Source organism: Bradyrhizobium ottawaense (assembly GCF_900099825.1).
Classification (GTDB): Bacteria; Pseudomonadota; Alphaproteobacteria; order Rhizobiales; family Xanthobacteraceae; genus Bradyrhizobium; species Bradyrhizobium ottawaense_A.
In genome coordinates this window covers 4,944,546-4,969,481 of record NZ_LT629693.1, presented here as the reverse complement: position 1 = coordinate 4,969,481, position 24,936 = coordinate 4,944,546, and the positions used below count along the sequence as shown (strand labels likewise).

The 24,936-nt window shown below is 62.1% G+C and carries 27 protein-coding genes and 1 tRNA gene; 10 read left to right on the top strand and 18 right to left on the bottom strand.

Going from position 1 to position 24,936, the window contains the following annotated elements:
* Positions 1-20 precede the first annotated feature (20 nt).
* Both BLR13_RS23230 and BLR13_RS23225 read left to right on the top strand, forming a co-directional pair.
* Entirely contained in the window at positions 21-431 is a 411-nt protein-coding gene (locus BLR13_RS23230) for a hypothetical protein (RefSeq protein ID WP_074819207.1), read from the top strand.
* 217 nt (positions 432-648) lie between these two features.
* Entirely contained in the window at positions 649-1,677 is a 1,029-nt protein-coding gene (locus tag BLR13_RS23225; RefSeq protein ID WP_074819209.1) for a RelA/SpoT domain-containing protein, read from the top strand.
* 126 nt (positions 1,678-1,803) lie between these two features.
* Here BLR13_RS23225 and BLR13_RS40290 read toward each other — a convergent pair whose 3' ends face one another.
* The 4 genes from BLR13_RS40290 to BLR13_RS23205 all read right to left on the bottom strand — a co-directional run bounded on the left by BLR13_RS40290 (position 1,804) and on the right by BLR13_RS23205 (position 3,962).
* Complete coding sequence (locus BLR13_RS40290; RefSeq protein ID WP_074819210.1) at positions 1,804-2,349, bottom strand: hypothetical protein; 546 nt, start codon at positions 2,347-2,349, stop codon at positions 1,804-1,806.
* A 38-nt stretch (positions 2,350-2,387) separates the two neighbouring features.
* Positions 2,388-3,065 (bottom strand): hypothetical protein, encoded by a 678-nt coding sequence (locus BLR13_RS23215; RefSeq protein ID WP_074819211.1) that lies wholly within the window; start codon positions 3,063-3,065, stop codon positions 2,388-2,390.
* Positions 3,066-3,398: 333 nt separating this feature from the next.
* Positions 3,399-3,473 (bottom strand) — tRNA-Glu (locus tag BLR13_RS23210).
* A gap of 150 nt (positions 3,474-3,623) precedes the next feature.
* On the bottom strand, positions 3,624-3,962 hold the full coding sequence (locus BLR13_RS23205) for a hypothetical protein (RefSeq protein WP_074819213.1): 339 nt from the start codon (positions 3,960-3,962) through the stop codon (positions 3,624-3,626).
* On the opposite strand from BLR13_RS23205, the gene BLR13_RS23200 reads away from it, so the two are divergent.
* Entirely contained in the window at positions 3,961-5,007 is a 1,047-nt protein-coding gene (locus tag BLR13_RS23200; RefSeq protein WP_091976679.1) for an RluA family pseudouridine synthase, read from the top strand. The genes BLR13_RS23205 and BLR13_RS23200 overlap by 2 nt on opposite strands.
* Positions 5,008-5,223: 216 nt before the next feature.
* Entirely contained in the window at positions 5,224-6,123 is a 900-nt protein-coding gene (rpoH, locus tag BLR13_RS23195) for an RNA polymerase sigma factor RpoH (protein WP_074819215.1), read from the top strand.
* 200 nt (positions 6,124-6,323) lie between these two features.
* Here rpoH and BLR13_RS23190 read toward each other — a convergent pair whose 3' ends face one another.
* From BLR13_RS23190 to BLR13_RS23165, 5 genes are all read right to left on the bottom strand, one after another.
* Complete coding sequence (locus tag BLR13_RS23190; RefSeq protein ID WP_091976676.1) at positions 6,324-6,806, bottom strand: hypothetical protein; 483 nt, start codon at positions 6,804-6,806, stop codon at positions 6,324-6,326.
* A gap of 66 nt (positions 6,807-6,872) precedes the next feature.
* Positions 6,873-7,511 carry a peptidoglycan recognition protein family protein gene (locus tag BLR13_RS23185; RefSeq protein ID WP_079586057.1) on the bottom strand — a complete coding sequence of 213 codons (639 nt, stop codon included), beginning with the start codon at positions 7,509-7,511 and terminating at the stop codon, positions 6,873-6,875.
* A 31-nt stretch (positions 7,512-7,542) separates the two neighbouring features.
* Positions 7,543-8,772 (bottom strand): GGDEF domain-containing protein, encoded by a 1,230-nt coding sequence (locus BLR13_RS23180; protein WP_074819216.1) that lies wholly within the window; start codon positions 8,770-8,772, stop codon positions 7,543-7,545.
* A gap of 743 nt (positions 8,773-9,515) precedes the next feature.
* Positions 9,516-10,133, bottom strand: coding sequence for a LysE family translocator (locus BLR13_RS23170; RefSeq protein WP_074819220.1), 618 nt, complete (start codon positions 10,131-10,133; stop codon positions 9,516-9,518).
* 135 nt (positions 10,134-10,268) lie between these two features.
* Positions 10,269-10,682: a response regulator gene (locus BLR13_RS23165; RefSeq protein ID WP_074819222.1), complete on the bottom strand. Its 414-nt coding sequence runs from the start codon at positions 10,680-10,682 to the stop codon at positions 10,269-10,271.
* Between the two features lie 147 nt (positions 10,683-10,829).
* On the opposite strand from BLR13_RS23165, the gene BLR13_RS23160 reads away from it, so the two are divergent.
* Positions 10,830-11,675, top strand: a complete 846-nt coding sequence (locus BLR13_RS23160) for an SDR family NAD(P)-dependent oxidoreductase (RefSeq protein WP_074819224.1) — start codon at positions 10,830-10,832, stop codon at positions 11,673-11,675.
* 219 nt (positions 11,676-11,894) lie between these two features.
* Here the strand turns inward: BLR13_RS23160 and BLR13_RS23155 are convergent, their stop codons facing one another.
* Both BLR13_RS23155 and BLR13_RS23150 read right to left on the bottom strand, forming a co-directional pair.
* Positions 11,895-12,713, bottom strand: coding sequence for a lytic murein transglycosylase (locus BLR13_RS23155; RefSeq protein WP_074819226.1), 819 nt, complete (start codon positions 12,711-12,713; stop codon positions 11,895-11,897).
* 82 nt (positions 12,714-12,795) lie between these two features.
* Complete coding sequence (locus tag BLR13_RS23150; protein WP_074819228.1) at positions 12,796-13,176, bottom strand: thiol-disulfide oxidoreductase DCC family protein; 381 nt, start codon at positions 13,174-13,176, stop codon at positions 12,796-12,798.
* A 138-nt stretch (positions 13,177-13,314) separates the two neighbouring features.
* Between BLR13_RS23150 and BLR13_RS23145 the strand changes: the two genes are divergently transcribed.
* Entirely contained in the window at positions 13,315-13,551 is a 237-nt protein-coding gene (locus tag BLR13_RS23145; protein WP_074819231.1) for a hypothetical protein, read from the top strand.
* 96 nt (positions 13,552-13,647) lie between these two features.
* Here the strand turns inward: BLR13_RS23145 and rpoD are convergent, their stop codons facing one another.
* Both rpoD and dnaG read right to left on the bottom strand, forming a co-directional pair.
* Positions 13,648-15,777, bottom strand: a complete 2,130-nt coding sequence (gene rpoD / locus BLR13_RS23140; RefSeq protein ID WP_074819234.1) for an RNA polymerase sigma factor RpoD — start codon at positions 15,775-15,777, stop codon at positions 13,648-13,650.
* Between the two features lie 359 nt (positions 15,778-16,136).
* Positions 16,137-18,170 (bottom strand): DNA primase, encoded by a 2,034-nt coding sequence (dnaG, locus tag BLR13_RS23135; RefSeq protein WP_074819236.1) that lies wholly within the window; start codon positions 18,168-18,170, stop codon positions 16,137-16,139.
* 197 nt (positions 18,171-18,367) lie between these two features.
* On the opposite strand from dnaG, the gene BLR13_RS23130 reads away from it, so the two are divergent.
* A complete protein-coding gene (locus BLR13_RS23130) occupies positions 18,368-18,934 on the top strand; it encodes a chlorite dismutase family protein (protein ID WP_074819238.1) in 567 nt (188 codons plus the stop codon).
* 98 nt (positions 18,935-19,032) lie between these two features.
* Here the strand turns inward: BLR13_RS23130 and BLR13_RS23125 are convergent, their stop codons facing one another.
* The 3 genes from BLR13_RS23125 to BLR13_RS23115 are packed head-to-tail and all read right to left on the bottom strand — an operon-like array spanning position 19,033 to position 21,277.
* Positions 19,033-19,431, bottom strand: a complete 399-nt coding sequence (locus BLR13_RS23125) for a gamma-glutamylcyclotransferase family protein (RefSeq protein WP_074819239.1) — start codon at positions 19,429-19,431, stop codon at positions 19,033-19,035.
* Between the two features lie 32 nt (positions 19,432-19,463).
* Positions 19,464-20,276, bottom strand: coding sequence for a transglutaminase-like domain-containing protein (locus BLR13_RS23120; protein WP_074819241.1), 813 nt, complete (start codon positions 20,274-20,276; stop codon positions 19,464-19,466).
* 2 nt (positions 20,277-20,278) lie between these two features.
* Positions 20,279-21,277 carry a transglutaminase family protein gene (locus BLR13_RS23115; protein ID WP_083387592.1) on the bottom strand — a complete coding sequence of 333 codons (999 nt, stop codon included), beginning with the start codon at positions 21,275-21,277 and terminating at the stop codon, positions 20,279-20,281.
* A gap of 97 nt (positions 21,278-21,374) precedes the next feature.
* On the opposite strand from BLR13_RS23115, the gene BLR13_RS23110 reads away from it, so the two are divergent.
* A complete protein-coding gene (locus BLR13_RS23110; RefSeq protein ID WP_074819243.1) occupies positions 21,375-22,184 on the top strand; it encodes an N-formylglutamate amidohydrolase in 810 nt (269 codons plus the stop codon).
* Here BLR13_RS23110 and BLR13_RS23105 read toward each other — a convergent pair.
* A complete protein-coding gene (locus BLR13_RS23105) occupies positions 22,181-23,170 on the bottom strand; it encodes a DUF3592 domain-containing protein (protein WP_074819244.1) in 990 nt (329 codons plus the stop codon). The genes BLR13_RS23110 and BLR13_RS23105 overlap by 4 nt on opposite strands.
* A gap of 87 nt (positions 23,171-23,257) precedes the next feature.
* Positions 23,258-23,875 (bottom strand): LysE family translocator, encoded by a 618-nt coding sequence (locus BLR13_RS23100; protein WP_074819246.1) that lies wholly within the window; start codon positions 23,873-23,875, stop codon positions 23,258-23,260.
* Between the two features lie 261 nt (positions 23,876-24,136).
* On the opposite strand from BLR13_RS23100, the gene BLR13_RS23095 reads away from it, so the two are divergent.
* Positions 24,137-24,460, top strand: coding sequence for an ArsR/SmtB family transcription factor (locus BLR13_RS23095; protein WP_074819248.1), 324 nt, complete (start codon positions 24,137-24,139; stop codon positions 24,458-24,460).
* Positions 24,457-24,867, top strand: coding sequence for an SRPBCC family protein (locus BLR13_RS23090; RefSeq protein ID WP_074819249.1), 411 nt, complete (start codon positions 24,457-24,459; stop codon positions 24,865-24,867). Before BLR13_RS23095 ends, BLR13_RS23090 begins: the two co-directional genes overlap by 4 nt.
* Positions 24,868-24,936: the final 69 nt, after the last annotated feature.

Below are 24,936 nucleotides of genomic sequence, written 5' to 3'. Positions count from 1 at the left end.
CACCCCAAACAGGAGCCGCGATGTCACTTCAGGAAATCTTTCAGGACATCCAAGGCTGGCTGGCCGAGTTGTGGAATTATCCCATCCCATGGGGGATGCTATTTCTTTGGGCGGCGATAATTATTGGCGCGATGGCGGTGTTCGTTGCCTTGGCTGTACTCACAGCAGTTTTTCTCGACAGGAAGCGCAAATCCGATGCCCAGACGCCACCGAAGACAATTGCCGAGCTTGAGATCGAATGCCTGAAGGTCTTGAAGTATAATCCGCACACGCGCGACATAACGCGGGTCGGAATTGTCAGATTGAACCCGGAAGGCAGCGGTCCGAATTGGACGGTCGGCAAGTATGAGCCATTGCCGAGCGCTATTGGATTGCAGATCGCTCGCGACTTGATCGCGGGAATTTCTGAAACATTTGCGCTTGCGGATTAATCGCGACGTTTATCGCCTCATCAATTGAGCCATGTAGATGACGGCTGCTCCGACGATGGCGCGAAGATATCTTCCGCGCTGTACGCGGATTTATGCAGCGCCTCTCGGAAAAACTTTTACAGGTTTAGTGGCTAAACCCGGTTTGACATAAAGTTGTGACTCGCCCAAAGTTCCACTTTTGCGCCTGAAAAATCACTTTCAGGTGGAATTTTGAGCAATGTCAATGGCTTACGAGAAGCCAACGCACTCTTTGAACCAGATCGACAGGGCCGGGAAAGCCATCCTAGAGCCGTTCGACGCTGCCGCAGGAATTCAGGTACTTAATAGCTGGCGCGTTGCCCATCGTTACCCGCTCAACGCGCTGCATATGACCCTTCGGAATAGGTCGATACGCATCGACGGTAACGCAGTCACCGCACAGCGATTGAAGCGGTTGGAATCTGTCGTTCGAAAGCTGTACCGACAACCAACTCTGCAAATGTCTCAGATGCAGGACATTGGCGGATGTCGTGCGGTCCTTTCGACCATGAACCGCGTTAATATGCTGCGATTCATGTACGAAACTAATCCTCTGCGCCACAAGCTGGCGCGCACCAGAGATTACATTTCTAACCCGAAGGAGGATGGCTATCGAAGCGTCCATCTCATTTATCGATTTGTGGGTAAGGCGACGTCCTCACCGTGGAATAAGCTATGGATCGAAATTCAACTGCGTACCAGTTTGCAACACGCTTGGGCGACTGCCGTCGAAACGGTAGATGCCTTCACCAGTGAGAATCTAAAATTCGGAAGCGGGTCTGACGACTGGAAGCGCTTTTTTCAATTAATCGGAGCTCTGCACGCGCGAACGGAAAAGACTGCTCCGATTCCGAATGTGCCCACCGCTTACGACGCCTTAGCGAGAGAGGCAAAACTGCTGGAACGAAAACTGGGTGTCATTCATCGGCTTGAACAATACGCGCATATCACACAACAAATCACCCGGAAGAAGCGCGGGGTGAATTTTGACTGGTACGTGATGCAGATCCTCCCAGATTCGGGGCGAGTTATTGTTAGAGGATTCCCGCTTCAAGCGTTCGATCAAGCGCAGGAGTCTCTGATCTTATTGGAGGCAAAATTTAAAGGAACCAGGAACCAGGCGGTGCTTGTTGCCACGGCCTCACTTAATGAATTGCGGCGCGCATATCCGAACTATTTTGCGGATACTAAGTTTTTCATTGAGGTGTTGCGGTCACTCGTTCGCTGAAGTTTAGGTCCGCGGTTTTAAAGGGGCGATCTTCTTGAATGCCCTTTCGAAGGCGGTCCCCCTGAGCGCGATCAAAAAAAGACCCCGCCGAAGCTGGGGCCTTAAATCAATCTACGCCAGAGGCTTTCAGTCGCCGCGCTGATACTGATGCTTCATAAGAATAATCATCCTTGTCAAACCGTCATCAGAAAGACCTTTGGCCGCGTCTGGACCCGCGCTCCGCAGGAAAGTGATGATATGTCGAGGACCCACTACACCGTTGAAGGCATTCCACGCGCGAACGATCAAGTTGTTGGTTTCATACCAGCGATCAGGTTTGTCATATAGACCACGCAATCTGATGATCTCGATCAGTTCCTTTAAAATCTGCATATCGTCCGTTCCATAGCTTATTTGGCTGAAGTGCAGAACGGCCACAGCTTTTTCGAAATTTGTAATGTCCTTGTGACGGACGCCTTCCAAGACTCGCATCATTTCATTACAAACTTTTGTCGTATCTGACCAACTAAACACCTCAATAGAAACGCTTGGCGGCAAACCTTCGCGGTCACTTGGGAAAATCTTCGGAGTGCATTTCGTTACCAGTGTTATGTCTCGATCCGCATCGACATCCGCCAAGACCGGTGAAGATATGATGGTGAACGTCAACGCGATTGCTGCCAGATATTTCATTTCACTTCTCCTTGTATTTGAGCGCGGGCATCGGCGCATCACTGCCAGTCGAGCTTCCGCAGTAGCCACGGCAGCAGGCAATCCATTAAGCTCGGGTTCTTGTTATGGCTGTCCGAGCCTGTTGAAACCAGCCCGATGGCTGCACCATTGATATCAATGATCGGCGAGCCCGACATTCCGCCCTTGATGGCATCCGCCCCCTCAGTGATGACCAAGAGTCGGCCGTTATTGTAGACCGTGCAACATTGCCATTCGCCTTTGAGCGACAGCGTGAAGGCCGTCGTGCCGGGGTGATCTTCCCAAAGATGCGGCGCTAGAACATCAGGCGATTTGCCGAGCGCCATCGCCGCAGCTCCGGTAAATTCTTCATACCTGGCGCATTGATCGTACAGCTCTTGATCGTCCGGTGCAGCGAACGCCGCAACATCATCGGTGAGATTGAACATGCAAAGTTCGCCCCAGATCGTCAGCTTCTTTGCGTGGAGCGGGCCGATGATGTCCTCGAACGTATATTCGTTGATGCTGTTCGCGAGATGCGGCGTCGGAAGCCGCTCCAATGGCAAACAATGCGCGGCGGTGATGACAAATCGATCCTCACCAGCGCCGACGATAAAGCCGCGACCACCGGCACCGACCCGAACGATGGCGCGCTTCGCAGCCTGCAATTTATCTTTTGCAACTGTCAGTGCCTGTCGTCGCTTTGCTTGGTCGGTCATAACGCACCTCCAAATCGATTTGGGCGGGAGCGGCCCTCGACAGCCTAGAAACGGGCCGCCCGCGCGTTCTCCTCACCCCTGCGAAGGCAGGCTCCTCGATACCCGGTTCCGGAAGGCAGCCTCTAGACCGTTTAAGGAAGGTGCTCCGACATTGCGGAACGGTGCTGCCGGGACGTTCTACCGGCTAGGCCCTCCCGGTAGCGCCTTTCCGGGTCCGCGCCCCTAGGCGGGCCGCTCTACAGGCTTCCTTTAGGCCGCCTTCGCGATACCCGGTTAATACTTGGTCGGAGGGACCGAACGCGGCGGGAAATTCGCCTAAGTTATTGAAAAGATTGGCGCTCCCTAGGGGAATTGAACCCCTGTTTCAGCCTTGAGAGGGCCGCGTCCTAACCGCTAGACGAAGGGAGCGTTGGCTGGAGGGAATAGCCTCGAAATCGGCCTGCTGCAAGGCGGTACGGTTCTATTCGTCATGCCCGGGCTTGTCCCGGGCATCCACGTCCTGGCTGCCAAATGAAGAAAGACGTGGATGGCCGGGTCAAGCCCGGCCATGACAGGGGCTCAGGGTTCGCTGACGAACTTGAGTTTTCCGGCCGGTTTTAGCGTTTTGGCGTCGAAGGTGCGGATTTCGGTCACCCCGCCGATATCCAGGGTCACCACCAGCCGCTCGCCGGCTGTGCCGGTCGAGACGATCCGGGCGCCCTTCGGCAGCGTCGCGGTGACATCCGAGGTGGCCGCCGTGGCGCTTCCCTCGCCGCGATAAAGGCGGTAACCGACAGCGATCAGGACGATGCAGACGGCCAGCGCCGAGGTCAGGCCTGCGATCACCATCATCCGCCGCACCCGCGCAAACAAGGCGGCTTGCTCGGGGCTCGGTTCGGGCGCAACAGCATCGGTCATGCAGAACTCTTCTTTGGAACAGGGCTCGGTTTTGGATCAAGGCACTTCAACTGGCGGACAAAGGCTGGAGGTCACCGTCGGCGGCGACGAGGGCTCGACCCGTCTCGACCGTGTGCTCGCGGTGCTCCGCCCGGAACTGTCGCGCTCGCGGCTGAAGGCGCTGATCCTGGCCGGTTCCGTCACCGCCAGGGGCACCCCCGTCCGCGACCCCGCTTATCATGTCACCACCGGCGATACGATCACAATCGACGTCCCGGAGGCGGTGGCGCCGGAGCCGAAGGGTGAGAATATCGCGCTCGATATCGTCTACGAGGATGACGACATCATCGTCATCGACAAGCCCAAGGGACTGGTCGTGCATCCGGCCGCCGGCCATGAGAGCGGCACCCTGGTCAACGCGCTGATCGCCCATTGCGGCGCAAGCCTCTCGGGGATTGGTGGTGTCCGCCGCCCCGGCATCGTGCACCGGCTCGACAAGGACACCACCGGGCTGATGGTGGTCGCCAAGAACGACCACGCCCATCAATCGCTGACCGCGCAATTCGCCGACCATGGCCGCACGGGGCCGATGCAGCGCGGCTACATGGCCTTCATCTGGGGCGCGCCCGGCCGCCAGCGCGGCACGGTCGACGCCCCGATCGACCGCCATCCCTATGCCCGCGAAAAGATGGCGGTGCGCGAGGGTGGGCGCGAAGCGGTGACCCATTGGGAGCTGCAGGCGGCCTATCAGGGCCGCGACGGCAAGCCGGTCGCTTCCCTGCTCGCCTGCCAGCTCGAGACCGGGCGGACTCACCAGATCCGGGTGCATCTGTCCCATATCGACCACCCGCTGATGGGCGACGCCGTCTACGGCTCCCACTTCAAGACCAAGGCCGGCCACCTCGGGCCCCAGGCCCAGGCCGCACTCTCTGCCTTGGGCAGGCAGGCCCTGCACGCCTACCTGCTGGCCCTGGAGCACCCGCGGACCGGGGAACTTTTGCACTGGGAAGCGGCTTTGCCGGAGGATTTGCTTCTCTTAAGGAGCGCCCTGGAAGCGGCGCTATGACGCAGGCCTTTTGGAAAAGCGTTGCCATGCCAACAGGTTATGGCAGGCACACGGGGACGTGACGTCAGCAATCCTTCCCTAAATGGTCAGGTTTGGTGTATGTTGCACCTGCGCTGAATATCCAGCGCGGAACATCGCAGCCTGGCCGGCTTTAACACAGCGGCCGTCTGCCGGGCCCGCCGCTATCGGGGGCCTGAACCACTGGAGGGCGCTACAATGGCCCGTACAGCTACTTTACCGGTTCTCAATGGAGAACACGGTCTTTCCCGTTACCTCGCCGAGATCCGCAAATTTCCGATGCTGGAACCCCAGCAGGAATACATGTTCGCCAAGCGTTGGCGCGAACATGACGATCGCGACGCGGCGCATCACCTTGTCACCAGCCATCTCCGGCTCGTGGCCAAGATCGCCATGGGCTATCGCGGCTACGGCTTGCCGATTTCCGAGGTGGTCTCGGAAGGCAATGTCGGCCTGATGCAGGCGGTCAAGCGCTTCGAACCCGAAAAGGGCTTCCGGCTCGCTACCTACGCCATGTGGTGGATCAAGGCGTCGATTCAAGAGTACATCCTGCGTTCCTGGTCGCTCGTGAAAATGGGCACCACCGCGAACCAGAAGAAGCTGTTCTTCAACCTGCGCAAGGCGAAGAGCAAGATCTCGGCTCTGGACGAAGGCGATCTCCGCCCCGACCAGGTCAAGATCATTGCCAAGCGCCTCGGCGTCACGGCCCAGGACGTGATCGACATGAACCGCCGCCTCGGTGGCGACGCGTCGCTCAACGCGCCGATCCGCGACGACGGTGAAGCCGGCGAATGGCAGGACTGGCTGGTCGATAACTCGCCCAACCAAGAAGCCGTAATGGCCGAACACGAGGAGTTCGATCATCGCCGGCAGGCGCTGAACGGCGCCATCGGCGTGCTCAACCCGCGTGAACGCCGCATCTTCGAGGCGCGGCGTCTGGCGGAAGACCCGATGACGCTGGAAGACCTCGCCGCCGAATTCGGCGTCAGCCGCGAACGCGTGCGGCAGATCGAGGTCCGGGCTTTCGAAAAGGTGCAGTCGGCCGTCAAGGGCACGATCGCGAAGGCGGACGCCGCCGTTCTGGAAGCCGCGCTCTAACCGCGCGCGAAGCGACAACTGACGAAAGCCGGCGGCGACGCCGGCTTTTTGTTTTTGGGGCGAGCCTTATATCAGGACGTCATGGCCGGGCTTGACCCGGCCATCCATCTCCTTCGCAAGAATTTTCCGAAGCGTGATGGATACGCGGGTCAAGCCCGCGTATGACGGCTGTTCTGGTGGGCAGCCCGCCGTCGTCCCCCTCAATAATACGTCTGCAGATAATCGGCGATGCTGGTGGGCTGGTTGAGCGAGGTCCAGTCGTAGGGATCGCCATAGAGCAACGCGCTGGCCTGGGTCTGGTAGTCGGGCGCGACGGTGTCGGGCTGATCGACCGGCCTGGCGAGGATGTCGCGATAATTCTGATAGGCCGCCTGCGTGCCGATGAAGATGCAGACGCAGTGGATCGGCTCGGCATAGAGATAGCGCACGTCGTTGCCGTAGCGGTGAACGACGAAGCGATGCGGCGGCAATGCGTGCAGCGCCTGCCTGCCCGCGGCATCGTTGACGACCTGCACCTTGAAGCCGGACGACGACAGATAGAAGCTGTTCTTGTCGAGGAACGGCTTGCTCGGCACTTCCAGCGCCGCCAGCAGTGTGGCGCCAAGCAACAGCGCGATCGCCGGCACCGCGCCGAAGGCTTTCCTGGCGCGTGAATACGGCAAGGCCATCGAAGCAGACGTCATCAATTCAAATCCTTTCAGCCCACCGCCAAGTGAGATTGCTTGAACCCGATCAGGCGGTCAATCGGCTTACTCGCCCCACTCCCGCGCCAGTTTCGCCAGCGCGCAGCCTTCGCAATAGCGGGCGTCCTTGAAGTCGATCCAGTTGTGGGCGTAGACGCGTTCGAGCGGAATGCCGTAGCGCGCCCGCAACACCTTCACCAGGATCCGCCACGCCGCGACCTGTGCTTCCGTCGCGCCGCGCGTCACGTCGGGATAATTGCCAGCGAATTCGACGCCGATCGAGGTGTCCTTGTTGACCTGGCGATAGGTTTTGCTGTTGTCGATATATTTGTTGTCGTTGCGGTCGGCGCCGTCGGTATGGGTCGGTACCAGATTTTCCGCGACCGCCCAGTACACCGTGCCGTCGGTCTCGACCCAGACCATGACGCCGCGCCGGGTCGGATTTTTGTTCTGCTCCTGCGCGCCGCCGCGGGCGGAGCCGCTTGGGCCTTCGGTCTGGTGCACGATGATGTTGCGCCAGGGATGGGCCTTTGCGGGGTCGCCCCATGGCGCCAGCCAGACCATTTTCAGGCCGGGAATGTCGGGGGTGCCCGACGCGCGCGCGATGGCCGCGAGGTCGGGCGTTTGCGCCGAAGCCGGAACGGCGAATGCCAAGGAGAACGTGAAGGCGCCAACAAGCGCCACGGCGGCGAAACGTAGGTTCATGATCTCAGTCCAGTGGCCTCACTGGCGCGTATCACGCCCGCTTGCGCGCGGCCATATCCGAAACCACGGGGCTTGTGAGTTCTGGGACCAGCGGCGGCGCCGCCTCGAAGGTCGCAAACCGGTTGCGGCCCCCCTTCTTGGCGTCGTACAGCGCCTGGTCGGCCGCCGCGATCAGTTGATCGGGCGATGCGCCCATCTCCCGGGCCCACTGCGCGACGCCGATCGAGACCGAGATCGGAATATCTGCGCCGACGCATTGCTCGGCATCGGCGCGGCAGACTTCCAGCACGCGGCGGGCGATCATGGCGCCCTCGCGCAGCGTCGAGGACGGCAGCACGATGCAGAACTCGTCGCCACCGGAGCGCGCCAGCATGTCGCCGGGCCGCAAGCGGGTTTGCGCCATCAGGGTGAAATGCTGCAGGCAGGCGTCGCCGGCGGCATGGCCGTGGGTGTCGTTGATGCCCTTGAAGCCGTCGAGATCGATCACGAGCAGCGAAAACGGCTGGCCGCTGCGCTCCGATCGCGCGCATTCCTCGGCGAGGCGCTGCACCAGATGGCGGCGGTTGCCGACGCCGGTGAGGTCATCGAGCAGCGCCAGATCCGCGACCTCGTCGCGCAGGCGATCCATCGCCATCAGCAGGAAGCCGAAATTCAACGCCATCGACAGGAACACCAGCAGCAGGACCAGCACCGACTGGACCGGGCTGAAGTAGGCATAGGCGAAACCGCCAGCCAATCCGGTCAGTCCGCAAAGCAGCCGCACACCGAAAATGGCGATGATGAACGTCGCAACAATGCCGGCCAGCCGCGCCCCCGGATTGATGCGCCCCTCCTGCGGGGTCAGCAGCAGCCTCAGGTTCAGCGCCAGCGGGATCGTCTCGGCAATCGTAAAGACGGTGAGCCGCCCCGGCACGCTGTCATAGGCGAATGTAAAGAGGGAAAGGCCGGCAAAACCCAGCCCGGTCACGAGCAGCGTAAAACGCCACGTCAGCGGCTTGTCGAAGAATTTCCGAATGCCCATCGCAGCCAGGCAGATCGCCAGGATCAGCGCCGTGCCGCCCAGTACTAGCGGCACCAGCGAGTCCGTCATCACGACGCGGAGCGTCGCCACCGCGGCCCCTACCGCCGCCACGAACGACGAGCCGGTCCAGAACCGCGCCGGCGCGAACGCCGGATAGCTGCGCACCACGTAGGCCCAGATCAGGCCGAGCGCGAGAAAGTTGATGACGAACACTGTCCAAAGCGTCGGAACGCTCAGCATCGCTGATACCCCAAGGCCTATGCGGCCCCGTCTCCCCTGTTGCCCAACCAAACGCCGGAAACTTGCGCCCCCGGGGCCTTCCCCCACGACAATCCCCGTTGTCTTGGCAACAAGGTGCATCGGCGCCGCTTAACGGACTCTCACCGCTGTCGGCGAATCCAAATGGTGGTTTTAAATTGATGAAGAGGGCGCGTATTTCCTCGTCGTTAAGCATGACGCGCGCGCCGCGAACGGACGTGACCAGCGGCGTTTTGATGAAAAATCGCGTCGAAACGCATAATGGCTGTGGATAACGCGATGACATCAGCATGACAGCACGCGGAATCGCGCTGCGAATCTGTTGGGATTGTCATTGAGGATGTTGTGAGGCTGGCCCTCCGCCAAACATGCCTCGGTGTCGCGTTTCAATCCATTAAAACCTTGAGAGGATACTATGGCTAAGAAAGCGAAGAAGGCGAAAAAGGCGAAGAAGGCGAAGAAGGCCAAGAAGTCCAAGAAGTGAATTTTCGCCCGGGTGGAGCGCTCAGTTCCGCCCGGGCATCCAATCTTCCAAAGCTGGCGGGCCCTCGGGTCCGCCTTTTTGATTTTTGGAGAAGCTCAAACTTGTAACCCGGATGAGCCAACGGGTCGCGCGAATGCGCGCCCGATGACAGGCTCCGCGACATCCGGGGAAACACACGCACCGGTCCCGGATATCGCTTCGCTCATCCGGGCTACGGTCTCGGCGTCCGTAACGACAGCTACTACCGCTCCGCGAACGCCAGCCTGGCGCCGAGCGCGGCGAAGCCGGCGGCAAAGCTGCGGCGCAGCCAGGCCATCACCTTCGGCCGCGAGATGACGCGGTCGCGGACCGAGGCGGCGAACAGGCCGTAGACGGCGAACACCGCAAACGTCATCGCCATGAAGGTGCCGCTCAGTTCGAGCATGCGCGCCAGGGGATGGCGCTCGTCGGCGGCAATGAACTGCGGCAGGAAGGCCAGGAAGAAGATCGACAGCTTTGGATTGAGGATGTTGATCAGGATCGCCGTGACGATGACGCGTCGGCTGGATCGCTCGCCTGCGGCGGGACGTGTGTCGAGCGCCAGCGCCCCGGTCTCGCGCAGCGCCTGCCAGGCCATGTACAGCAGATAGACCACGCCGCAATATTTCAGCGCGGCAAATGCCAGCGCGCTGGTGTGCAGCACCGCGGCCAGGCCCAGCATGGCCGCCAGCATCTGCGGCACGATGCCGAGCGTACAGCCGAAGGCGGCGGCGATGCTCGGCCGGGCGCCCTGTGTCAGCGCCACCGCCAGCGTGTACAGCACGCCGGTGCCGGGCGAGGCGACCACGATCAGCGAGGTCAGGAGAAAGGACAGTGTCATGAACGGAAATTACCACGGCGGCCTCCGCCGTGGTAGCTCTTGACATAACAGCACCAAGACTCGGCAGCGCTAAGACTTGGCAGCGCTAAGACTTGGCAGCACCAAGACCTGGCAGCGCCAGACCGGCGGGCGCGATCACGCAGGCGGGCGCCGTCGGCTCTGCGCATCGATGCTCCAGGCATAGGCCATCCGCTCCGCTTCGCGGATCACGTCGAGCGGCGCCCATGGCTTGGACCAGAACTGTGCGCCGTCGGGCAATTCCTGAGGTAAGGGCCTGCCTGACGTGACGATCACCCCGATGCCGGGATTGTACTTGCGGGCGATGTACGCGAGTTCGACGCCATTCATGTTGCCGGCGAGGTGCACGTCGGTCATCATCATCACCACGTTGTCGCCGACGTTTTCCAGCACCAGTTCGGCGGCCTCCGCGCTTTCGCACTCGATGACGTCGACGTCGCTTTCCTCCAGCAGCAGGCAGATCATTTCCCGTTGCATCGGGTCGTCCTCGACGATCAGTGCGGTCGCGCGGAAGGGTTTCGATTGTCCCATTTGGTCGCCTCCGTTTTGATGTTGCCCAGAGCCGTCAGGGTTAAGCGCCGAAACCGCTTTATGGTTCGGTTCCAATTTGCCAATGTCCGGGAACAAGCAATTTTTCGCGAGTTCCCATCCCGTTTCCCCGACCTCAATGGAGTCCAAATGACTGCGATCTCCGGAAGTGCCGCCGCCGTCACCGGCGCCGCCAGCGGCATCGGCCGCGCACTGGCGCTGGAATTGGCCGCGCGCGGCTGCGATCTCGCGCTCGCCGACCGCGACGAGGCCGGGTTGCAACAACTCGCCGCCGAGATCGGCCGCAATCCCGATTGCAAGGTCAGCGTGCACCGCGTCGATGTCGGCGAGCCCGGACAGATCCGGGATTTCGCTCAGGCCGCCACCGCCGCGCATCCTTCGCTCAACATCCTCATCAACAATGCCGGCGTCGCCTTGCTCGGCACTTTCGCCGAAGTCGAGCAGGCGCAGATGGAATGGCTGATCAACATCAATTTCTGGGGCGTGGTGCACGGCACCCGCGCCTTCCTGCCGCATCTTTCCAGTCAACGCGCGGCACATATCGTCAACCTGTCCTCGATCTTCGGCATCATCGCCCCGCCCGGCCAGACCGCCTATTGCGCGGCGAAATTCGCGGTGCGCGGCTTTTCCGAAAGCCTGCGCCATGAACTCGCGATGGCGAACAGTTCGGTGAAACTGTCGGTGGTGCATCCCGGCGGTGTTTCGACCAACATCGCGCGCAACTCCCGCACCGGCGCCGGCGTCACCGACAACGCCCGCCGCGCCCAATCGATCGACCGTTTTGACGCGATGGCAAAGACCACGCCGGCCGCGGCGGCGTTGCGCATCATCGAAGGCATCGAGAAGAACCAGCCCCGCATCCTGATCGGCAACGACGCCTGGTTCATGGATCTGTTGCAACGGTTTCGGCCGGCGACGTACTGGGCGGTGCTGGCGAAGCGGCTGGAGAAGATGGCGGCACAGGCGGGGAAGTGAGTTCGGCGTTGCGAGCGAAGCGACTCGTGCGCCGAAGCTCAACGAGCGAAGGCGGAAGCAATCCATAGCGCGGCTTGCCGATACATGGATTGCTTCGTCGCTATCGCTCCTCGCAATGACGAAACAACTCTATCCGTCATTCCGGAGCGATGCGCAGCATCGAATCCGGAATCTCGAGATTCCGGGTTCGCGCTATCGCGCGCCCCGGAATGACGGAGTCTACCGCCCGCCCAACTGGTCCGCGAAATACCCGATCGTCTTGCGATAGATCGTCGCCCTGTTCCATTCGCGCATCGCTTCGAAATTGGCAGTGCCTTCGCCGTAGGGCGCGCCCATCTTGAAGCCCGAGGTGTGCAAGAGGTTGGCGGTGGAGGCGAGCACGTCGGGCACGCTGTGGCGGAGATCGACATGGCCGTCGCCGTCGAAATCGACGCCATACTTGATGTAGGACGACGGCAAAAATTGCGTCTGGCCGATCTCGCCGGCATAGGCGCCGATCATGTCATTCAGACGCAAGTCGCCGCGCTGCACGATTTTCAGCGCCGCCAGCAATTCGCCCTGGAACAGTTCGGTGCGGCGGCAGTCATGCGCCATGGTCGAGAGCACGCGAAACACCGGCAATTTTCCCATGTCGCCCTTGCCGAAATCGGTCTCCAGTCCCCAGATCGCGACCAGGATCTGCCGCGGCACGCCGAACTTCTGCTCGATGCTCGACAGCAGCGCCGCATGCCTCTGCAGCATCGCGCGGCCGGCATTGATGCGGCCGGCCCCGACGCGGGTCGAGACATACTGCTCGAACGACTTGTTGAAGGTGCCGCGCTGGCGCCGGTCGAACGCCAGCACGCCGCCATCCTGCTGCACCCCGCCGAGCGCCTGTGAGATCACGCCTTGCGAAATGCCTGATGCCGCGGCCTCCTGCGACATCGCCGCCACGAAGGTGTTGAAGTCGCCGCCGCAGCGGGCGGCGTAAGACGGGGTGGCGAGGATGAGCGTGGCGAGCACAGAGGCGCAGAAGGCAAAGGCGGGACGGAAATGCATGGGGAGCCGTTTTCTGAGAGGGCGCGGGACAATTGAATCGGCTTCTACCATACCTGCCGCTGTTGTTCGAGAGACGCAGCCCTCACCAATGTCCCTTCCATCTATTCCAGGCGAACAGGACATCCGCGAACCTGTCATAGCCGAACCGTGTCAGCGGCAGCATCAGGCGGTTGCCGAACAGCGACGCCAGCCAGCCTTCACCCGGCGTCACCTTCCACATCGCAATGACGACGTCGGCGCCGACGATCAGGCGGCCGGTCTCGTCGGTCGCATGCAGGCGGCGGCGGATGTCATCGAGCGAGGCGCCGAAACCGGCGAGTGCGTCGGGCTGTTCGTTGATGTCGGAGAAGGAAATGTCGCCGGCGCGCACCGCGGCAAGCAGCTTGTTGCGTTGCCAGTCGATGCCGGCATCGCAGACGGGGCAGCGCGTGTTGTACCAGACAACAAGCCGGCGGCCGGTCATGGTGGGTTCCTTCGGGTGGGCTTCCCGGAACGTATCAATTTCCGGCATTTCCCGCCATCGGCCGGGCCGTCAGACGCCGGCCAGCCATCACGGAAGCAATAATTGACACCAGCCGCCTTATCGGAGACAAGCCCGCTTATGGCCAAGAAACCCGGCACCAATCCCAAAGGCGAATTCGCCTTTTTCAACGTCGTCTATGAAGACGGCTCCCAGCGCTCCAACCGGCGCGTGCCGGCCGAGCTGCTCGGCGGCCTCGACGGCGACGAGCCGGCGCGCGGCTATATTCTCGAGCAGGACCGCGAGATCGCCGAGAAATCCGGCCGCAGCACGCTGGCGATCAAGAGCCTCGAGCGGGTCGGCGCGAAGAAGAAGTAGCGACGGTCCAGGACATCAGAACGAAAACGGCGGGCTTTGGGCCCGCCGTTTGTTTTAGATGGATTGCCGGGTCAAGCCCGGCAATGACGGCTTGAATTAGTTATCCAGGAACGACCGCAGCTTCCTCGACCTTGACGGATGCTTCAGCTTGCGCAGCGCTTTCGCTTCGATCTGACGAATACGCTCTCTCGTCACCGAGAACTGCTGGCCGACTTCTTCCAGCGTGTGGTCGGTGTTCATGCCGATGCCGAAGCGCATGCGGAGCACGCGTTCTTCACGGGGCGTGAGCGAGGCCAGTACGCGGGTGGTGGTTTCGCGCAGGTTGGACTGGATCGCCGCGTCGATCGGCAGGATCGCGTTCTTGTCCTCGATGAAGTCGCCGAGATGCGAATCTTCCTCGTCACCGACGGGGGTTTCGAGCGAGAGCGGTTCTTTCGCGATCTTGAGGACCTTGCGGACCTTCTCCAGGGGCATGCCGAGCTTTTCGGCGAGCTCTTCCGGGGTCGGCTCGCGGCCGATCTCGTTCAGCATCTGGCGCGAGGTGCGCACGATCTTGTTGATGGTCTCGATCATGTGCACGGGAATGCGGATGGTGCGCGCTTGATCTGCAATGCTTCGCGTGATCGCCTGCCGGATCCACCACGTCGCATAGGTCGAGAACTTGTAGCCGCGGCGGTATTCGAACTTATCGACCGCCTTCATCAGGCCGATATTGCCTTCCTGGATCAGGTCGAGGAACTGCAGGCCGCGGTTGGTGTACTTCTTGGCGATCGAAATCACGAGACGCAGGTTGGCCTCGACCATTTCCTTCTTGGCCTGGCGCGCCTCGCGCTCGCCCTTCTGCACGCCGTGCACGATCTTGCGGAATTCGCCGATCTCGAGACCGGTCAATGCCGCGAGCTGCTGGACCTCGCCGCGCAGTTCCTTGATGCGGTCCTTTTCGTGATGGACGAAATTCTTCCAGCCCTTGGCGGAGAGTTTCGAGACACGGTTGAGCCAGCGCGGATCGAGCTCCGAGCCCTGGTAGTTGCGCAGGAAATCCTCGCGCGCGACGCCGTGGCTGTCGCCGAGGCGCAGCAGGCGGCCTTCGAACGAGACCAGCTTCTTGTTGATGTCGTAGAGCTGCTCGACCAGCGAATCGATACGGGCCTGGTTCAGCCGCAGCGACTTCACCTCGACGATGATTTCGTCCTTCAGCTTCTTGTACTTGCGCTCCTGCGAGGGCGACAGCGTCTCGCTCTGCAACTGGTTGGCGATGTCCTGCTCCTGCAGGCGGCGCAGCTTCTTGTATTCGGACGCGATCTTGTCGAAGGTCTCGACCACCTTCGGCTTCAGCTCGGCCTCGATGGCCGCGAGCGACATCTGGTTTTCGAACTCGTCGTCGTCCATGTCGCCGTCGGCGGCGGACTCGGCCGGATCCTTTTCCACGGTCTCGCCACCGGCCGCGGGTGCAGCGGCTGCGGCGCGGAACGGGGTCGGCGACGGCGGGGCGGCCGGGGGTGCTACATGCGCGGGCGCGGCACCTGCGGCGGCCGGCAGCGGCTGGCCGTCGGGACCGACGGGCGCTGCGATCAGCGCCGGGTTCATGTTGTTCTTGGCGTCGGGGCCGGCGTAGGTGGCTTCGAGATCGATGATGTCGCGAAGGAAGATCTTTCCTTCGTTGAGTTCGTCGCGCCAGATGATGATGGCCTGGAACGTCAGCGGGCTTTCGCAGAGACCCGCGATCATCGCCTCGCGGCCGGCCTCGATGCGCTTGGCGATCGCGATTTCGCCCTCGCGCGACAACAGCTCGACCGTGCCCATCTCGCGCAGATACATGCGGACGGGGTCGTCGGTGCGCTCGCCGGGCTCGGATTTCTTGACCTCGGTGACGGCCTTCTGCGTGACCTCGACGAGTTCGTTGTCGGTGTCGTCCTCGGCCTCTTCCTTTTCGTCCTCAGAGTCGGCCTCTTCGGCTTCAGACACGTTGATGCCCATGTCCGAGAGCATCGACATGATGTCTTCGATCTGTTCGGGCGAGGTGGTGTCGGAGGGCAGCACTTCGTTGAGCTGATCGAAGGTCACGAAGCCGCGCTTCTTGGCCTGCTTGATCATCTTCTTGACCGCGGCATCCGACAGGTCGAGCAACGGCGACGGCGCGTCCGGCGAATCCTTCTCAGGGGCGTCCGCTGCCTTGTCGTCTTTTTCCTTGTCTTTAACCTGCAGCGTCTTTGCCTTGGTGGCCATTCATCAAGCTCCCGAAACGCGCTCATGCGGGACAGCGTCAGCCGCTGCCTGCCTTGAATTACTGGAGACAACTTTTCTGCGAAAAGCCGTCCCGCTCGATTTCACTCTTCGAGCATGATCCTCATGCTCATGACGCGGAAAGGGCGGCGCAAACCGTCGCCACCCCTAAACCCCTCGTCACCGGTGTTATGCCAATAGCCTTGCTATCTCTAAGTAAGCCTTGCTATCGCTGAGTACCCTTCACCGCTCGTGTACCCTTGCGGCTATTAAGTTTCGCTTAACCCTGTTTTTGCAGCCAAACCATGGGTTTGGCGAGTCTTTTAACGGCTCCGGCCGCGGCCGTCCGCATGAATTTTTCATCAGACGCTTTTTCGGAACCGGCCCGAAAGTTCGCCAAAACCCTCAATCAGGGCCTCGGTGCCGTCCAGCGAGTCCAGCCGGGCGCTGACATCTCTCAGCCACCCCATATTCGCCTCGCTAGAGTCCTCGCCCAGGGCCAGCTCGGCGTCCTTCTTCTCCCTAAGTAAGGCGTGGGTTTTCTGATGCAAGACAACGAGTTGCTGCCAGGTGGCTAAAACATCTTCCCTTGCTGCGCCGGGCTTGCTCCCCCACACCGCCGAAGTCGTGATCGCCCGTTCAACCCTTTGAAGAATCTCACCTAATCCGCGCGCCTCGAGATCGGCCCGCATCTTTTCGGCCTGCTCTTCCGGCTCCGGCGAATGGTGATGGTCGTTGGCAAAGGCCGCGATAATGCCGGCGCGGAGCTTGTTGGCCTCCGGATGGGCCAGTTCCAGCGCCGCCACCTCCTCCAGATGATCGTGCAACAGCCAGGGGTGGTTGATCAGAGATTGCAGGATCAAGGCCTCGCGGCGGGAGATCGCCGAGCGCTGGCCGCGCATGATCGGGCTGTTGGCCAACTGGGGGCTGGCCGCCTGGTAGGGACCCCGGTTGATGGTCTGGCTGGCCGACGCTCCCTGCCCGCGGCCGCCGCCGGCGGCAAATCGGCCGGCCGGACCCGGGGTGAACGAGCCGCGGGGGGCAAAACGGCGGCCTGATTCGCCGCCTCCGCCGCGGTTGAAATTGCCTCTGCCGTAGCCGCCGCCGCGCCCGCCTTCCGGCGCAAAGGTGCGCTGCAGCCGTTCAGCGAGATCCTGGCGATAATAGCGCCGCACCACTTCGTCGCGGATGCCGTTACTGAGTTCGCCGATCCGCGCTTCCAGCGCCGCGCGGCGTTCGGGCGTGGCAAAGCTGCCGCCCTCGATCTCGCGCGACCACAGCATGTCGGCGAGGCCACGCGCGGCACCAATGACTTCCTCGACAGCAGCTCGTCCGCCGGAGCGCGCGAGATCGTCGGGGTCCTGGCCTTCGGGCAGCAACGCAAAGCGCAGACTTTTTCCGGGCTTGAGATGCGGCAGCGCCAGGTCAGCGGCGCGGTAGGCGGCCTTCTGTCCGGCGCGGTCGCCGTCGAAACAAAGGATCGGCTCGTCCGCCATCTTCCAGATCAGTGCGAGCTGGTTTTCGGTGAGCGCGGTCCCGAGCGGCGCGACGGCGCCGCCAAAGCCCGAGGTGACCATGGCGATGACGTCGACATAGCCTTCGACCACGATCAGGGGCGCGCCGTTATGGGTCGCCTGCCGCGCTGAGCTAAGGTTGTAGAGGTTGTCGCCCTTGTGAAACAGCGGCGTTTCCGGCGAGTTCAGGTACTTTGCCGGAACATCCTTTTCCAACGCGCGGCCGCCGAATGCGATCACCCGGTTACGAATGTCGGTGATCGGAAACATCACGCGGTCGCGAAAGCGATCGTAGGGCACGGGAATATCGTCGCCGCCGATCAGAAGTCCGGCTTCGACCATGTCCTCGGTCGGAATGCCCTGGGCGCCGAGATATTCCTTCAGCGCAAAGCGCTCGCCCGGGCCGCCCGGCGCATAGCCGATGCGGAACTGGAGCTGCGTCGCCGGCGTAATGGCGCGATCGGCGAGATAGCCGCGCGCCTTGGCGCCGAAGCGCGAGGCCAGCGTGTCGCAGAAGAATTTTGCGGCGAGATCCATTACGTCATAGAGCGTCTTGCGGCGCTGATCCTGCCGCGCGGCATCCGGCGTCACCGCCGGCAGCGCCATGCCGGCCATCGAGGCCAGCCGCTCGACCGCTTCGGTGAAGCCGACGCCCTCGGTCTCCATCAAAAACGAGATGATGTCGCCGTGCTTGCCGGAGGAGAAGTCGTGGTAAAATCCCTTCTGGTCGTTGACCGTGAAGGACGGCGACTTCTCCTGCTGGAACGGCGACAGCCCCTTATATTCCCGCCCCGCCTTCTTCAACTTCACGCGCCGGCCCACGACTTCCGAAACCGGAAGCCGGGCACGCAGTTCGTCGAGAAATTGGGGCGTGAAGCGCATGGGGTTGGTGAGTGCCTTAAGTCGGCGGCCTTGTGCCAACCGATCATGGATATAGCAAAATATGAGATGTTTCTCAGTTCTTGCCACTATTCACAGGGGCAAAGTGACAATCTCTTCTCGTCATCGCCGGGCTTGACGACGGTTAGCGCACCTTACTCCGCTTGAATCATTTCGGGTTCCACGCTTCCATATCCCCCATGTTCTCGGTGTTCAGGGGCGGACAAAGCGGGGCGTGGCAGGTGAAGCGGCTGGCGGCGGTGAAGGGCGAGGGCCTGACGCCGACGCCGGCGCTGTCCGTCACCCATTCCGACTCGGTCGCGCTGCCGATCCTGCCCTCGCAGACCGGCTGGCGGCTCGTCGGCGTCGCCAGCCATGTGCGCTATGTCGAACGCGCCGAGAAAGAGCAACTTGCCGCCGCGCAGGCCGGGCTCGGCCGGCCCGAGGCGACGCTCGCGGCGCTGATCCCGATCCGAAAATCGGCGGCCTGGTGGGAACTGACGCAAGAAGAACGGCGCGGGATTTTCGAGGACAAGTCGCACCACATCGCCTCCACCCTGAGATTCCTGCCCGCGATCGCGCGGCAGCTCTACCATTGCCGCGACCTCGGCGGCGCCTTCGATTTCCTGACCTGGTTCGAATACCGGCTGGCGCACGAATCGCTGTTCGAGGAACTGGTCGGCATGCTGCGCGAGACCGAAGAATGGAGCTATGTCGAGCGCGAGGTGGATATTCGGGTGGAGCGCGAGCGGCTGGATGCTGTTTGATTTTGCTTGTCATGGCCGGGCTTGACCCGGCCATCCATCCACTTCGCAAAATGCTCTTCTTTTTGATGGATTGCCGGGTCAAGCCCGGCAATGACAGTTCACGGCTCCAGAAACTTCCCCGAGGCGATGTGCGGCAGGCCGGTGACGGGCCAGCTGTAGACATAGGTCCACGCCTCGCTTGCGGTGCCGTCTTCCTGCGTGACCTGCAGCATCCTTCTTAGGTATTCGGTCGGCTCCGGAAAGCCTTCGCCGCAGGCTTCGTACATGTCGAACTCGCCGAGCAGTGCGTCGCGGTCGCGCAGGCGGTACAGCTCACCGAACACGATTTCCGAAGGGTCCTCCGACAGCACCAGCCCCGGATAATGCTTGATCAGATAGAGCCGGCCCTGACATCGCGCTTCGCCCAGAAAATCCGCGCTGCGCGACAGCAGCGTCGCCATCGGATGGTCGAAGCCGCGCATCAGGGTGCCGTAGACGAACAGACGATCTGAAATCATGGCGCGCAGTTATCCCGTCAACGCGGCCGGGATCAAGCCGCCACCACCTCGTTGGTCACCACCACGAATTTGACGAGGTCCATCCGGCCAAAACTCGTGGTCAGCGCGACATCGGCTGCATCGCGGCCGGTGCCCATCAGGATGCGGCCGATGCGCGGGTGATTGTGGCGGGCGTCGAAGGTGTACCACTGGCCGGACAGATAGACCTGAAACCAGCCGGAGAAATCCATCGGCGCCGGATCCGGCGGCACGCCGATATCGCCGAGATAGCCGGTGCAGTAGCGCGCCGGGATGTTCATGCAGCGGCAGAAGGTCAGCGCCAGATGCGCAAAATCGCGGCAGACGCCGGTGCGCTGCTCATGGACGTCATGCGCCGACTTCATGTGATGCGCGTGCTCGTAGCCGAAGGTGACGTGGTCGTGGACGAAATCGACGATGGCCTGCACCCGCGCCCAGCCGGGTTTGGTCGCTGAAAACAGCGACCAGGCGATGTCGATCAGCTTGTCGGTCTCGCAATAGCGGCTCGGCATCAGATATTGCAGCACGTCATCGGGCAACCGGTCGATCGGCAATTGCTGCGCGGTCGGCGCCACCGCATCCGGCAGCCCGGAATCGCGCACCCGCGCCTTTCCCTTCAATGTCACGCCACCGGCGGGCGCCACCAGCCGGCCGCAGACATTGCCAAAGCCGTCGCGGTAGAAACCGATCGGCACATCGGGTTCGGCGACGATGCTTTCCTGGCCGATGATGTCGAACATGCGCGACGGGTGGATCGAGAGCATCATCACCATCGGCGTCGGCGCCACCGCCGCATAAGAAATCTCGAAGCCGACGTCGATCTCCATGGTCAGACCTTCTCGGGAGACTGACTCTGGGACTGCGCTACGGACCGCGCGTCGGATTCTTCTTCAGGCACGTCCCGGACAGGCGCTTCGAGCTGTTCAAGCGCCTCGTCGGATCGCACTTCGTCATCGCCGACCGACACCACGTTGATGCCGATCTCCATGCCGACATAGGCGTCGGCCGAACCGAGATAGCAGCCGTGCAGCGGGACCGCCTGGCGCGGGTCGCGCGCCACCGCGACGCGGATCAGGTCGCGGGTGCCGACGATGCCGTTGGTCGGATCGAACTCGATCCAGCCGGCGCTGGGCAGATAGACCTGCACCCAGGCATGGGTCGAGCCGCCGCCGACATAACCGTGCGCGCTGTCGCCGGGAATGAACAGATAGCCGGAGACGAAGCGCGCGGCGATGCCGAGCCGGCGCAGCGCCTCGATCATGAACATCGCATAGTCGCGGCAGGTGCCCGAACCGGTCTGCAGCGTGTCGAGCGGATGCTGGGTGCCGTGCTCGTGGCGCTTGCGATAGGTGAAGGCCTCGCGGATGCCATGCGTCATGCCGCTGAGGATGTTGAAGGTCGGCGTCGGCCCGTCCGCGTCGAGAAACTGCCGCGCCCACGCCGACAGCTCACCGTTCGGATCGCCATACTGCGGCGCGATGAACTGCTGCAGGTCGGGAAATTCCTCGCGGTCGTAGATGAACGGATAGAAATAGGCGGTGTCGTCGGCGGTCAGCGCGAACTCTTCGGCCGGATTGTGCTCGACGGTCGCCATCGAGGTGAACGACAGCGTTTCCGCGCGCTCGTCGAAGGTTGCAATCGCGACGCTGTTGCCGAACACGTCGTGGATCCAGCGCAGCGACATCGGCTCCGGTGAAATCTCGAGGCTGGACGACAGCACGCGCTGGTCATGGCCGTCGCGCGGGCGCAGCATGATACGATGCTCGCCAAACGCCACCGGGCGGTTGTAGCGATATACGGTCTTGTGGTGGATGGTCAGGAGCGGCATCGTTCAACAATCATCGATTCTGGGTGTGCTAATCTAGACCGAACCGTGCTCATTTGCAGGTCGTATGCCGCTTGAATAGGCATCAATCAGGGGAAAAATGCTTTTGAAGCCCGCAGACGACACAGGCTTACTTCTGGGAACCGAAGATGTTCCCCCGGTCCAAGAGTTCAATGAAGCGGGACGATCGCCGTTCTTTTTCACCTGCGACCATTACGGCAGGCTCGTTCCGCGCGGGCTCGACGATCTCGGGCTGCCCGAGAGCGAGTTGACGCGGCATATCGCCTGGGACATCGGCATTGCCGGCGTCGCGGAGTCCATGTCGAAACAGCTCGACGCGCATCTGATCGTGCAGCGCTACTCGCGGCTCGTGATCGACTGCAACCGCCCGCCCGATGCCGCAAGCTCGATCCCGCGCATCAGCGAGGCCACCACCATTCCCGGCAACGAGGGGCTTTCGCGCGAGGCTGCGGAACTGCGGCGCGTAAAAATCTTCGAGCCCTATCACCGCCGCATCGGCGAGATCATCGATGCGCGCCGCGCTGCCGGCCTGCCGACGGTGCTGGTGTCGCTGCACAGCTTTACCCCCGCCTATGCCGGGATCGCACGGCCATGGCACATCGGAACGCTCTACCACCGCGACACCCGCCTGCCGCCGCTGGTGCTGAAGGGCTTGCGCGCCGAGGGCGATCTCGTGGTCGGCGACAACGAGCCGTATGCGGTGAGCGACGACACCGACTACACCATTCCCGTGCACGGCGAGGCGCGCGGCCTGATCAACACCGGGATCGAAATCCGCCAGGATCTGATCTCCGATCCCGCCGGCGAGAAATCCTGGGCCGACCGGCTGGCGCGGATTTTCACCGAGATCGAGCCGTTGCTGCGGGCGCAGCGATTGCTTTCTGCCTAACTATTTTCGGCCCAACCATGGACCGCCGTGTAGTAGGTGACGCCCGCGAACCCGGCTGCGAGCAGCCACAACACCCAGGCGAAACTGGTGCGCGGGTTCAGTGTCGCCTCCGACGGATTGAGCGGATTGACGTAGACCTTGACGACGGAGCCGTCCTGATAGGCCGTCATGAACTTGCGCATCAGCCAGCCCGAGGTCGAGTTGCTGCCGGTGGCGAAGCGGGCTTCGATGGCGGTGTAGTCGACATCGTTGAACCGGTAAGCGTACGACACCTGCCGCTGGTACATCATCGCGCCGCGCGATCCCTGCTCGCTCGGCGCCGCCCGGTATTGTTCGACATCCGACATCTGGACGGTGCCTGACACGACCGGCCATTTCATCGCGAGCCGCTGCTGCTTCTGCATCACCAGCGCGAACAGCGCGATGACGACGCCGAACGCGCCGAACGCCATCACCAGCGGCGACACCTTTGGATCCGCCAGCCGGGCCGAAAGGAACTCGGAAAACCGATTGAGTCCGAATACGCCGCCGAACACGATCGCGAGCACGACCGCCGTGCCGATGCCGAGGCAGCCCCACAGGCCCTTCGGCAAATCGCGCTCCAGCACGGCTTCGTTCGGATGCAGCGGATTATAGAAGACGGTGACAGCCATGCCGGCCGGATATTTCGCGATGGTTTCCGCAACTTCGAAATTGCCGCGGTCCTCGCCGATGCTGACGCGGTTGTTGCGCAGCACCTTTCCTCGGACGGTGTATTCGTAAACGATGTTGGCGAAGTTGCGCTCTTCGAAGCGATGGCCGATCTCCCTGCTATCGTCGAGCACGCGGACGTCGCGCACTTCGGAATTCGAGATCACCACCTTGCCCGGCGCCGACGGCCATTCGCGGGCGGCACGCACCTGCAATGCCTTGTAAGCCGCGACGACGAGAATGAGCGCGAGCGGCGCGAGCAGCATCGCATAGACGTACCACGGCAGATTGGGCATCAGGCTTCCCCCCAGAGACGGCGCTGGGATTAGACGCGCCGTCGCGGCTTGGGGTTCAAGTGGCCTGGATTCAAAACAGCCTGCGCTTCACCTTGCCCGCGTCAGCGCCAGCCAGATGCCGCCGCCGATCATGAAGCCGCCGGAGACGCGCGACAGCAGCCGTGTGCGTTTGGCCGAGAAGAACCGCCGCGCCCGGCCGGCCAGCACCGCATAGATCGAATCGGTGATGGCGCCGGTGATCATGAAGGTGAAGCCGAGCAGCGCCACCTGCGAGAAGTGATCCTTGCTCATGTCCATGAACTGCGGAATGAAGGCGCCGAAGAAAATCAACACCTTGGGGTTGCTGAGCAGCACCAGAAAGCCCTGCAGGAAAAACCCGCCGCGCGGCGGCGGTGGCGGCTCGTCGGCATTGACGCCTTCGACCGGAAAACGAACCAGTTTGTAGCCGAGCCAGATCAGATAAGCGGCGCCGGCAAAGCGCACCCAGTCGAACCAGTAGCCCATGGTCGCCATCAGCGTGGTCAGTCCGACCGCGACGATGCCGATCACGATGGTCAGGCCGGCCTGAACGCCGGCGATGTTGGTCAGGGCCGCGCGCGTGCCATGCCGCAGGCCGTTGGCGATCACCAGCGTCACCACCGGACCCGGGATGAGCGCCAGCGCGACGCAGGCGGCAACGAAAGCGAGATAGGCCTGAAGGGACATAGGGGGAAATCCGGTGAGAGGCGGTTTTCCGAATTATGCCTGCGGCGGGTGGAGATGGAAACCGGGGTTCTGCCCTTTCCGCGACCACGCCTTAATACATAACCAGCGGGATATGCTGGAGAGCATCGTCCAGGCGATCGGGTCCCCACAGCCAAGACCATATCAAAGCATTCTCGCCGGCGACCCACGATTTTCCCGGTTGACTAACCCATATCTCGTCGGTTATGCATTAATCCATAGCCAGAGAGTTATCGATCTCAGATGCCGAACGCTTCCGACACGCTGTTCAAAACGCTCGCCGATCCGACCCGGCGGGCGATCTTCGAGCAATTGTGCCGCAAGGGAGAGCAAACGGTCGGGGCGCTGACGACCCAGGCAGGCGTCTCGCAACCGGCGGTCTCAAAACATCTCGGAGTGCTGAAGCAGGCCGGGCTGGTACGCGACCGCCACGAAGGTCGCCAGACTCACTACAGCGCCCAGCTCGGCGCGCTCGGCCCGCTGATCGACTGGACCAGCCAGATGGCCGGCTTCTGGCAAAGCCGGTTCGACCACCTCGAAGACCTGCTGAAAAGGATGGACCAGTGAACGCACCCGCGACCGAAACGCTTTCCGTCATTGTCGAACGCGAAATCCCCTTCCCGCCGGAAAAGATCTGGCGCGCGCTGACGCAACCGCACCTGATCGAGGAGTGGCTGATGAAGAGCGACTTCAGCCCCGCGGTGGACCACCGTTTCAGTTTTCGCGCCGACTGGGGCTCTGTCGATTGTCAGGTCATGGCCATCGAGCCGAACAAGACATTGTCTTACACCTGGGCGGCCCATGGTCTCGACAGTGTCGTCACCTGGACGCTGACGCCATCAGGCACGGGGACGCTGCTGCGCATGGAGCAAGCGGGCTTCCGGCCGGATCAGAAGCAGGCGTTCCACGGCGCCCGGTTCGGATGGCAGAAATTCCTGGCAAGCCTGGAACAGGTATTGGCGCGGGTCGATTGAGGCGAAGACCGATTAAGGCCCCGCGATTCAAGACCTGACTGGGACACACCACGCGTTAGTACCGACAAC

What these genes read in the sequence shown, in the direction of transcription:
- BLR13_RS23230 (WP_074819207.1), top strand. Translation starts at nt 21, where the DNA reads ATGTCACTTCAGGAAATCTTTCAGGACATCCAAGGCTGGCTGGCCGAG.
- BLR13_RS23225 (WP_074819209.1), top strand. Translation starts at nt 649, where the DNA reads ATGTCAATGGCTTACGAGAAGCCAACGCACTCTTTGAACCAGATCGAC.
- BLR13_RS40290 (WP_074819210.1), bottom strand. Translation starts at nt 2,349, where the DNA reads ATGAAATATCTGGCAGCAATCGCGTTGACGTTCACCATCATATCTTCA.
- BLR13_RS23215 (WP_074819211.1), bottom strand. Translation starts at nt 3,065, where the DNA reads ATGACCGACCAAGCAAAGCGACGACAGGCACTGACAGTTGCAAAAGAT.
- BLR13_RS23200 (WP_091976679.1), top strand. Translation starts at nt 3,961, where the DNA reads ATGCAGAACTCTTCTTTGGAACAGGGCTCGGTTTTGGATCAAGGCACT.
- BLR13_RS23205 (WP_074819213.1), bottom strand. Translation starts at nt 3,962, where the DNA reads ATGACCGATGCTGTTGCGCCCGAACCGAGCCCCGAGCAAGCCGCCTTG.
- rpoH (WP_074819215.1), top strand. Translation starts at nt 5,224, where the DNA reads ATGGCCCGTACAGCTACTTTACCGGTTCTCAATGGAGAACACGGTCTT.
- BLR13_RS23190 (WP_091976676.1), bottom strand. Translation starts at nt 6,806, where the DNA reads ATGACGTCTGCTTCGATGGCCTTGCCGTATTCACGCGCCAGGAAAGCC.
- BLR13_RS23185 (WP_079586057.1), bottom strand. Translation starts at nt 7,511, where the DNA reads ATGAACCTACGTTTCGCCGCCGTGGCGCTTGTTGGCGCCTTCACGTTC.
- BLR13_RS23180 (WP_074819216.1), bottom strand. Translation starts at nt 8,772, where the DNA reads ATGCTGAGCGTTCCGACGCTTTGGACAGTGTTCGTCATCAACTTTCTC.
- BLR13_RS23170 (WP_074819220.1), bottom strand. Translation starts at nt 10,133, where the DNA reads ATGACACTGTCCTTTCTCCTGACCTCGCTGATCGTGGTCGCCTCGCCC.
- BLR13_RS23165 (WP_074819222.1), bottom strand. Translation starts at nt 10,682, where the DNA reads ATGGGACAATCGAAACCCTTCCGCGCGACCGCACTGATCGTCGAGGAC.
- BLR13_RS23160 (WP_074819224.1), top strand. Translation starts at nt 10,830, where the DNA reads ATGACTGCGATCTCCGGAAGTGCCGCCGCCGTCACCGGCGCCGCCAGC.
- BLR13_RS23155 (WP_074819226.1), bottom strand. Translation starts at nt 12,713, where the DNA reads ATGCATTTCCGTCCCGCCTTTGCCTTCTGCGCCTCTGTGCTCGCCACG.
- BLR13_RS23150 (WP_074819228.1), bottom strand. Translation starts at nt 13,176, where the DNA reads ATGACCGGCCGCCGGCTTGTTGTCTGGTACAACACGCGCTGCCCCGTC.
- BLR13_RS23145 (WP_074819231.1), top strand. Translation starts at nt 13,315, where the DNA reads ATGGCCAAGAAACCCGGCACCAATCCCAAAGGCGAATTCGCCTTTTTC.
- rpoD (WP_074819234.1), bottom strand. Translation starts at nt 15,777, where the DNA reads ATGGCCACCAAGGCAAAGACGCTGCAGGTTAAAGACAAGGAAAAAGAC.
- dnaG (WP_074819236.1), bottom strand. Translation starts at nt 18,170, where the DNA reads ATGCGCTTCACGCCCCAATTTCTCGACGAACTGCGTGCCCGGCTTCCG.
- BLR13_RS23130 (WP_074819238.1), top strand. Translation starts at nt 18,368, where the DNA reads ATGTTCTCGGTGTTCAGGGGCGGACAAAGCGGGGCGTGGCAGGTGAAG.
- BLR13_RS23125 (WP_074819239.1), bottom strand. Translation starts at nt 19,431, where the DNA reads ATGATTTCAGATCGTCTGTTCGTCTACGGCACCCTGATGCGCGGCTTC.
- BLR13_RS23120 (WP_074819241.1), bottom strand. Translation starts at nt 20,276, where the DNA reads ATGGAGATCGACGTCGGCTTCGAGATTTCTTATGCGGCGGTGGCGCCG.
- BLR13_RS23115 (WP_083387592.1), bottom strand. Translation starts at nt 21,277, where the DNA reads ATGCCGCTCCTGACCATCCACCACAAGACCGTATATCGCTACAACCGC.
- BLR13_RS23110 (WP_074819243.1), top strand. Translation starts at nt 21,375, where the DNA reads ATGCTTTTGAAGCCCGCAGACGACACAGGCTTACTTCTGGGAACCGAA.
- BLR13_RS23105 (WP_074819244.1), bottom strand. Translation starts at nt 23,170, where the DNA reads ATGCCCAATCTGCCGTGGTACGTCTATGCGATGCTGCTCGCGCCGCTC.
- BLR13_RS23100 (WP_074819246.1), bottom strand. Translation starts at nt 23,875, where the DNA reads ATGTCCCTTCAGGCCTATCTCGCTTTCGTTGCCGCCTGCGTCGCGCTG.
- BLR13_RS23095 (WP_074819248.1), top strand. Translation starts at nt 24,137, where the DNA reads ATGCCGAACGCTTCCGACACGCTGTTCAAAACGCTCGCCGATCCGACC.